This window comes from Microcystis sp. M090S1 (genome assembly GCF_020246295.1).
In the GTDB taxonomy this organism is placed as follows: Bacteria; Cyanobacteriota; Cyanobacteriia; order Cyanobacteriales; family Microcystaceae; genus Microcystis; species Microcystis aeruginosa.
This window is the reverse complement of the sequence record NZ_JADBTF010000394.1, coordinates 1-8250: the sequence shown is the minus strand read 5'-3', so window position 1 is coordinate 8250 and position 8250 is coordinate 1. Positions and strand designations below refer to the sequence as shown.

7 protein-coding genes and 2 pseudogenes are annotated in these 8250 nt (G+C 42.5%); 4 read left to right on the top strand and 5 right to left on the bottom strand.

Annotated features, from left to right (window positions below; all coding sequences use genetic code 11):
* Nucleotides 1–13: 13 nt before the first annotated feature.
* On the bottom strand, nt 14–295 hold the full coding sequence (locus IM477_RS17515) for a hypothetical protein (RefSeq protein WP_287732834.1): 282 nt from the start codon (nt 293–295) through the stop codon (nt 14–16).
* Between the two features lie 420 nt (nt 296–715).
* Between IM477_RS17515 and IM477_RS23445 the strand changes: the two are divergent.
* A pseudogene (locus IM477_RS23445) lies at nt 716–1941 on the top strand (ISL3 family transposase).
* Nucleotides 1942–2036: 95 nt separating this feature from the next.
* Entirely contained in the window at nt 2037–2684 is a 648-nt protein-coding gene (locus IM477_RS17495) for a Uma2 family endonuclease (protein WP_287732832.1), read from the top strand.
* Between the two features lie 482 nt (nt 2685–3166).
* Here the strand turns inward: IM477_RS17495 and ureE are convergent, their stop codons facing one another.
* Nucleotides 3167–3643 (bottom strand): urease accessory protein UreE, encoded by a 477-nt coding sequence (gene ureE, locus IM477_RS17490; protein WP_002747017.1) that lies wholly within the window; start codon nt 3641–3643, stop codon nt 3167–3169.
* 77 nt (nt 3644–3720) lie between these two features.
* Complete coding sequence (locus IM477_RS17485) at nt 3721–4206, bottom strand: DUF4168 domain-containing protein (RefSeq protein ID WP_287675457.1); 486 nt, start codon at nt 4204–4206, stop codon at nt 3721–3723.
* Between the two features lie 545 nt (nt 4207–4751).
* Between IM477_RS17485 and hbs the strand changes: the two genes are divergently transcribed.
* Both hbs and cobD read left to right on the top strand, forming a co-directional pair.
* A complete protein-coding gene (hbs, locus tag IM477_RS17480) occupies nt 4752–5036 on the top strand; it encodes a non-specific DNA-binding protein Hbs (RefSeq protein WP_002759570.1) in 285 nt (94 codons plus the stop codon).
* 55 nt (nt 5037–5091) lie between these two features.
* Nucleotides 5092–6147 carry a threonine-phosphate decarboxylase CobD gene (gene cobD, locus IM477_RS17475; RefSeq protein WP_287732831.1) on the top strand — a complete coding sequence of 352 codons (1056 nt, stop codon included), beginning with the start codon at nt 5092–5094 and terminating at the stop codon, nt 6145–6147.
* 397 nt (nt 6148–6544) lie between these two features.
* Here cobD and psbC read toward each other — a convergent pair whose 3' ends face one another.
* Both psbC and IM477_RS17465 read right to left on the bottom strand, forming a co-directional pair.
* A complete protein-coding gene (gene psbC / locus IM477_RS17470; protein ID WP_287732830.1) occupies nt 6545–7927 on the bottom strand; it encodes a photosystem II reaction center protein CP43 in 1383 nt (460 codons plus the stop codon).
* A pseudogene (locus IM477_RS17465) lies at nt 7911–8250 on the bottom strand (photosystem II D2 protein (photosystem q(a) protein)); the annotation flags it as partial. The gene psbC and the pseudogene IM477_RS17465, both read right to left, overlap by 17 nt.

Genomic DNA, 8250 nt, shown 5'->3' with positions numbered 1-8250 from the left:
TGCTCCCGATCTTTTAGTCTGGTTTCATTGAAACAATCCTAAAGTTTCTATCAAGGTAAATATCATACTTTCTTCCTCCCTCACACACAGCATCTTCTGCTTCAAATAGGTTAGTCTCAACATCAAATTTCATCGCTTTAGGATTCCTACAACCCTGTTTTAGCAAAGCATCAGTCAACCGTGATGTTTCTTCAGGGGTCAAAGCTCGATAATCACTACTATTAGCTTGACCCGCATAGATTGACATTCCTATAATGCTAAGAGATAGTAAGCTTATGATCGATTTGGTCTTCATTTTTTCAACTTCCTGAATACAATAAAAACATCATTCAAGGGGTTTTAAACCCAAATTTTCGGTAATTAGTTCGGCACGATTACCGATCAACTATATCTTAGGGGAAGCATACCTAGATTGCAATAAGTATAAATACTCAAGCTATCCCTAGGGCTTTTCTAGAAACTTTGACCGATACCGAATTCCGTTCTCAAGGGACTAGATATGGCAACCTACTCCTTTCTTTTTTAACTAGGGTTGGCTGAATAAATCTAAGGCTCTTCCGAACTTGTCATGTAAAATTAAATAAAAAACAGACAATTATTGCTAACCAATAAAACAATAATTTATCTTTAAAAGTTCACTATGCTTGCAATACAGCAATTTATTGGTTAAAATATAGACGGCCAAGACCAGAAATTTTAGACACAAGCTATACTTATGCCATCAAATCCACAATTAAAGTTAATGACCGAGCTACTTCACCTAGAAGAAGTTGTAGTTACCAATTATCAAATTATTACCGATATGGCAATTGTTTTACATTTAGAAAATATGTCAAGAGAAAGCCAGTGCATTCATTGTGGAAGTAAAACGGAAAAAGTTCATTAAAACAATGAATTAACAATCCGAGATTTACCCTTTGGAGAACAGGCATTATATCTGAGAATCAATCGTCGTCAGATGAGATTGGAGAAATGTGGGAAAAAATTCACAGAAGAACTAAATTATTTGCCGAAGAAAAGAACCTACATAGACAGATTTAGAAAAAAAATAGTGACCGAATTCCTGAATAGTGATCTCAAAAATACGGCAGAAAGAAATGGAGTAAGCGAACGAGAAATAGAAACGATGCTCAAAGACTTAGGAGAAGACTTAATAACCGCAAAACCTCAGGTTCTAAAAAAACCAGGAATAGATTAAATAGCCATGATAAAGGTAAAAAGAAATTACTATGCTGTGTTAGTAAATATAGACCCAGGGAAAATTGTAGGCTTAGTGGAAAAAAGAATAGAAGAAGCATTAACAGAATATCTGAAACACTGGGTAGAAGAGGTTTTGAGCCAAATAGAGGAAGTAAGTATAGACCTGTGGATAGGGTATAAAAATGTGGCAGAAAAACTAATGCCTCAAGCTCAAATAGTAGGAGATAGATTCCATGTAATGAAACAAGTAAATAACGAGCTAGATGAAGCCAGAAAGGAGGTAAAAAGAGAGGCAGCCAAGATAAAAATAAGAAAAATAAAGAAAATATCTTAGCAGGAATAGCCAAGAGCAAATATGCCTTGTTAAAGAATGAAGGAGACTTAGTAGAGAAAGAAAAGAAAAAATTGGAAGAAGTATATAAAGTGTCTCCAAAACTTGGGGAAATACACAAATTAAAAGAGGAATTTAGAGAAGTATTTCAGAAAAATACGGAGGGGAATGAGGGATTATTTGCCTTGAGCGATTGGATAAAAAAGGCGATGGCTTACTTTCCTAAAAGCTGCCAGACAATTCGGCGGTAGATTGACGAAATAACTGCCTATTTTGATAACCGAACAACCCAGGGAATAGGGGAAGGAATTAACAATAAACTGAAGGTGATTAAAAGGAGAGGCTATGGATTTAGAAACTTTAAAAACTTTAGTCTTAGATGTTTATTAAATTGGCATTTTGCTAGTTAATTTTACATGGTAAGTTCGGAAGAACCTAATTTTTGTTGAAATCCTATGAGTAAGGGTATAATTAAACTAAGAAATCAACATTTTCAGCTAAAGCCATGCAATTAGCCTTAGAACAAATTATCGTCAATCCCGGTCAACAGTTACTTTTAAAAGAGCTTAACTGGCAAAAATTTGAGACAATATTATCAGAATTAGGAGAAAGTCGTGCTTCTCGGTTATCCTACAGTAACGGAATATTAGAAATTATGGTACCTTTACCCGAACATGAAAAAGATAAAGAAATCATTAGTTATATGGTTCAGTTTTTGTTAGAAGCACTCAATATTGATTTTGAACCGTTAGGATCAACAACATTTAAAAACGAGCGGATGAATCAAGCAGTTGAACCTGATGCCTGTTTTTATATTAAAAACTATCAGGCCGTTATTGGCAAAAACAGACTTAATTTAGAAAGTGATCCCCCCCCCGATTTAGTCCTAGAAATTGATATTACTTCCCGTACCTATTTAGATAATTATCGACAGTTAGGTGTTCCCGAACTGTGGCGTTATACTCAAAGTGGCCTACAGATTAATTTATTACAAGAAGGAGAATATATTGAGTCTTTAAACAGTCCCAATTTTCCTCAGATACCGATTATTGAATTAATTAATCAATCTGTTAAGCAAAGTCAACAACTGGGGAGAAGTGAAGCCATCAGAAACTTTAAAAATTGGCTGACGGAAAATATAGATAATAGTTGAAAAATCCTAACATTTTTGACTAAGATAAATTCGTCCGTCGAGAGTTGTATAAACTTCTTGCGGTTCAATGATTCAGTTTGTTACTAGAATCTAGTTCACAAAAATAGATTAGATCATTGTTTTGAGCAGGGGATTTTTTAACCTCAGTGGGTGTGGATAAATCAGACAGGACAGAGGTTACAGCCGTTGGTGCTAGTTCTGAAAGTACCATGGTTATTCATTCCTCGTAGTTCGATTTTTACTTTGATGATTAATCAATTCACCGAGGCCGATTAAAATTCTAGAAACTAGCAGAATGAGAGCCTCTTGATTAAGAAAATATCCCGTAGAGGCTGTTAAAAAGTTACTGTTTTCTTGTCAGTTAAATTTTGTTAAGATAATGCCCAAAAACTACAATTTATGGTAGGAAAAGAGGTAAGTCGAAACCGAGTTTGATTTTTGCTTACTCTAAATCAGAAAGAGCATTGGGCAAGATTAGCTAACTATCCCTTTTTTGCCTCTTCCAGGTCATGATAATGCTGATAAGCGCCGATTTCGGGGTTAAAGGGGGCGATTTCTTCAGTTACAGTTAATCCCAAACCTTCTAACATTGCTTGTAGGACAGAATCGGGGGCCAGACGCAGATAATCAGGGTTAATTTCTAGGGCTACATGACGATTACCGAGGTGATAGGCCGCTTTGAGGAGTAAATCGGTTGAAGGGGCGGTAATGGTGATAACTGGTTCGGGTTTAGCGATAATTTGAACAATTTCTCCGTTTTCCCCCCGCAGGAAATCGCGATCCTGTAGAATGGTGCCGCGGGGTAAACGAAAACAGAGGGAAAAACCTTCGGGACTGTCGAGACGATAACGGCTGCGGGTGCGTTCTTCGGCCGTAAGTAGGAGGCTAAAAACCACCGTTTCTGGGGGAGGTGGACTAGCGGTATGACGGGGGGGTAAGCGCTCGGTAAAAGTTAACATGGTAGTGGTCAATGGGAAAAAACATTCTTAATTGTAGCCCTGACTCCAGCTTGACCCGAAAAACTGAGGAACTTTTTCTATTTATTCTCCCGTTGCAGACGAATCATCTCATTTTGCACCCGTCGTCTCAAGTTATCATCGGTACGAATCCGGTTAGTAATGGCGTTAAATTGAGCTGCGGTGAAGCCATTATCTTTGACAATCTTTTTTGAGTTATTACAATAATCTACGGCAATTCTTTGGGCATCAGCTGGAAGATTATTAAAGCTTTCCCGTTGGTTACAGGTAATTGCCGGGGGACTTTTCCGTAAAATTCGCGAAATTTCCTGATAAGCTTGTTTTCTTTGGGTTTCGATCGACAAAACTGCTTTGGCATAACGTTTGATTTGGTCAGCCGTAAAATCTTGAGTATAAGCGGAAGACTGAAAACTAACCACCTCCGTCGTCCAAGAAAATTCGGGAATCAGACCGCCAAGAATGGCGATTACTGCCAAAAAAGTCACAATAAAAGAACGTCTTAAGCTTTGACCTAGATCGGCTAGGGGATAGCAGTAAATCACCATGCGAGTTTGTCGCTGAATAGATAATGATAGCAAACTTTCCAGTTAAATCCTGCTTTTTTGAATATTTTTAACGATCATAAGTTCCAATTCTAGCCAATATCTCCTGGTCCCGAACTTAATTTTTGGGCAGAAATTGCTTTGGTAAACTTTTTTAACGTTTCTAGGGGCAAAATTAGTCAAAAATCTTTGAGAGAACCGATGAACGATTTTTGGGAAGTTAGGATACCTATCGCTTTTAGAGAATATTTATCGGCAATTTAGCCAGCTAATCTCTTTTTATTAGCTTATATCGCTCTTAATCTCTCGCTTATTCTCTTTTGTGTCTCCCCGTGGCGGGGAATCGAGAGGAAATCTAGATAAATTAAAGGTTTCAGCGATCCCGATCGAGACAATTCCCGCTTAGAATAATGCAGTGGAATATATAGCCAATGAGGATTTGAGGCATTATTTAGTGATCTCGATCCTGGCGAGTCCTCAACAGGGGAACCATAAACTACTGACAACCACCCTAAACTCAGAAAAACCGCAAAAAAAGGAGTTAGCGCATGAATAAAGGTGAATTAATCGATCAAATCGCTCTCAAAGCCTCTGTCACCAAAAAACAAGCAGATGCTGTTCTCACTGCCGCCATCGAAACCATTATCGAAGCGGTTTCTGAGGGGGACAAAGTAACCCTAGTAGGATTCGGTTCCTTCGAGGCCCGGGAACGTCAGGCCAGGGAAGGACGCAACCCGAAAACCGGCGATAAGATGGAGATTCCGGCCACTCGCGTCCCGGCTTTCTCGGCCGGTAAACTGTTTAAAGACAGAGTAGCCCCGGATAAGGAATAATTACTGTTGAGTTTCGTTCTCGCGTAGCGAGCGCAAAGCGTTCGCTGTAAGTCTTTTGCCTAGACCTAAACATGGTGGTAATCTTGACTGGGCGGCCGCCATTGCCGGCTGTCCGGTTTCCTCTATTCTCGATTTTTCTGCCAGTATCAACCCCCTCGGTCCGCCAGAAAGCGCCCTAACCGCTATTAAAAGCCATTTAACCAGTCTGACTCGTTATCCTGACCCAGGGTATTGGCAGTTGCGTTCTGCCCTCGCTCAATGGCATGATATCGGGCCGGATTGGATTCTCCCCGGCAATGGTGCGGCCGAGTTATTAACCTGGGCCGGTCGGGAATTAGCAGCATTTGATAGTGTTTATGTACTAGCACCCGCTTTTAACGATTACGAACGGGCTTTAAAAAGTTTTGGTGGAAACATCTGCAAACATTCCCTAGATTTAACCACTTTAAAGCCGGTTAATCCCGAAAAACAAGGCTTATTACTCAATAATCCCCACAATCCCACAGGGAAACTCTGGACGGTGGCGGCCATTCGTCCCTATCTATCGCAATTTGGTTTGGTGGTAGTGGATGAAGCTTTTATGGATTTTTTACCCCCACAACAACAGGAGAGTTTAATATCTCTGTTGCCGGAATATCCCAATCTCGTGATTGTGCGTTCCCTAACTAAATTTTACAGTCTCCCCGGTTTACGTCTAGGATACGTCCTCGCCCATCCCGATCGCCTGTTACAATGGCAAAGATGGCGCGATCCTTGGTCGGTGAATAATTTGGCCGTGGTTGCCGCTATTGCGGGAATTGAAGATAGGGATTTTCAACAACAAACTTGGGATTGGTTAACGGCAGCCCGCAAGGATTTATGGCAGGGATTAGCTAATTTTCCGCAATTACAGCCCCAAACCAGTGCCGCTAATTTCCTCTTAGTACAATCTCAATCTTCCTGTTTACCCCTACAGGAAGCTTTATTAAAATATCATCGAATTTTCATCCGCGATTGTCTCAGTTTCCCCGAATTGGGCAGCAATTATTTTCGGGTAGCTGTCCGTTTACCGGCAGAAAATCAACGATTATTATCGGCTTTAGAGAGTATTTTAGCGGCGTCTGATAAGTAGGGTTTGCGGCAAAAAGTTTGTTGGTGGGGTTAGGAGTCAGGAGTCAGGAGTCAGGAGACAGCTATCAGGGAACGGATTTAGTCTGATACTAAATCTGGTTATTAAAAACTGATTATTGATTTCCCGTTTTGCCCATTGCCTCTTGCCTCTCCTCATACTAAATCCGGTTATTAAAAACTGATTATTTATTCCCCCTATTGCCCATTGCCTCTTGCCTATTGCCTCTCCTGATTATTAAAAACTGATTATTTATTCCCCCTATTGCCTATTGCCTGTTGCCTTTTGCCTGTCCTCATAACTAGCCTATACTCAACGGATTTAGTGTCAATGTCTGATATTAACAACAAAAAGGCTCCCGCCAACTAGACGGGAGCCGCTGCCATCGAACTAAGGGAAATTAGTCGAGGTCGGGCATTGCCAATGCGGGTTCAGTCTCGCGGTCAATTCCTTTCTCGAAACCGGCGGCGGCGGCGCGAGCGCGTCCAGCGTGCCAGAGGTGTCCAATGAGGAAGAAGAAGGCGAGGGTGAAGTGAGAGGTGGCCAACCAAGCGCGAGGAGACACATAGTTAAACGAGTTAACGTCAGTGATAACGCCACCTACAGAGTTCAAGGAACCTAAAGGAGCGTGGGTCATGTATTCAGCCGCGCGGCGGACTTGCCAGGGTTGTACGTCATTTCTGATTTTGTCGAGGTCTAAACCGTTAGGACCACGGAGGGGTTCTAACCAGGGACCGCGGAAATCCCAGAAACGCATGGTTTCACCACCGAAGATGATTTCGCCAGTGGGAGAGCGCATCAGGTATTTACCTAGACCGGTGGGGCCTTGGGCAGAAGCGACGTTAGCACCTAAGCGTTGGTCACGCACCAAGAAGGTGAAAGCTTGAGCTTGGGAAGCTTCCATACCGGTCGGACCGTAGAATTCACTGGGATAGGCGGTGTTGTTAAACCAAACGTAAACGGCGGCGATAAAGCCCATCATGGAAAGAGCGCCCAAGCTGTAGGACAGATAGGCTTCTCCAGACCAGATGAAAGCGCGACGCGCCCAAGCAAAAGGTTTGGTGAGAATGTGCCAGATACCGCCAGCGATACAGATTAAGCCAATCCAGATGTGACCGCCGATGATATCTTCCATGTTGTTGACGCTGATAATCCAGCCTTCGCCACCGAAAGGAGCTTTGGTCAGATAACCAAAGATAACTGCGGGGTTGAGGGTAGGATTGGTGATGATGCGGACATCACCGCCACCAGGGGCCCAGGTATCATAGACACCGCCAAAGAACATGGCTTTAAATACCAACAATAGCGCACCACCACCCAAGAGAATCAGGTGATAACCGATGATGTTGGTCATTTGGTTTTTGTCTTTCCAGTCGTAACCGAAGAAATTAGAGTATTCCTCTAGGGTTTCCGGTCCGCGGATAGCGTGGTAGATACCACCAAAACCGAGTACAGCCGAAGAAATTAAGTGCAGAACACCAGCGACGAAGTAGGGGAAGGTATCGACTACTTCACCACCCGGACCGACCCCAAAACCGAGGGTAGCTAAGTGGGGAAGCAGGATTAAACCCTGTTCGTACATCGGTTTTTCGGGGATAAAGTGGGCGGTTTCAAACAGGGTCATTGCCCCGGCCCAGAAAACGATTAAACCGGCGTGGGCGACGTGAGCGCCGAGCAGTTTACCGGAGAGGTTGATGAGACGAGCGTTACCAGACCACCAAGCGAAGCCGGTGGAACTTTGGTCACGACCGGTAGCGGTAGGGATATTAGAGAGCGTTACCACGCGGGAGAACCTCCTCAGGGAAGATAAAGTTTTCGTGGGGTTGGTCTTGGGGAGCCATCCAAGCTCTCAGACCTTCGTTAAGCAGAATATTTTTAGTGTAGAAGGTTTCAAATTCCGGGTCTTCCGCCGCTCTCAATTCCTGAGAAACGAAGTCATAGGCCCGTAGATTAAGCGCTAATCCAACCACACCCACAGCACTCATCCATAAACCAGTCACGGGGACAAAGAGCATGAAGAAGTGTAACCAACGTTTGTTGGAGAAAGCGATGCCGAAGATTTGCGACCAGAAACGGTTCGCAGTGACCATGGAGTAGGTTTCTTCC

Excerpts from the sequence above, each read along its gene's own strand:
- IM477_RS17515 (WP_287732834.1), bottom strand. The coding sequence starts at position 295 with ATGAAGACCAAATCGATCATAAGCTTACTATCTCTTAGCATTATAGGA.
- IM477_RS17495 (WP_287732832.1), top strand. The coding sequence starts at position 2,037 with ATGCAATTAGCCTTAGAACAAATTATCGTCAATCCCGGTCAACAGTTA.
- ureE (WP_002747017.1), bottom strand. The coding sequence starts at position 3,643 with ATGTTAACTTTTACCGAGCGCTTACCCCCCCGTCATACCGCTAGTCCA.
- IM477_RS17485 (WP_287675457.1), bottom strand. The coding sequence starts at position 4,206 with ATGGTGATTTACTGCTATCCCCTAGCCGATCTAGGTCAAAGCTTAAGA.
- hbs (WP_002759570.1), top strand. The coding sequence starts at position 4,752 with ATGAATAAAGGTGAATTAATCGATCAAATCGCTCTCAAAGCCTCTGTC.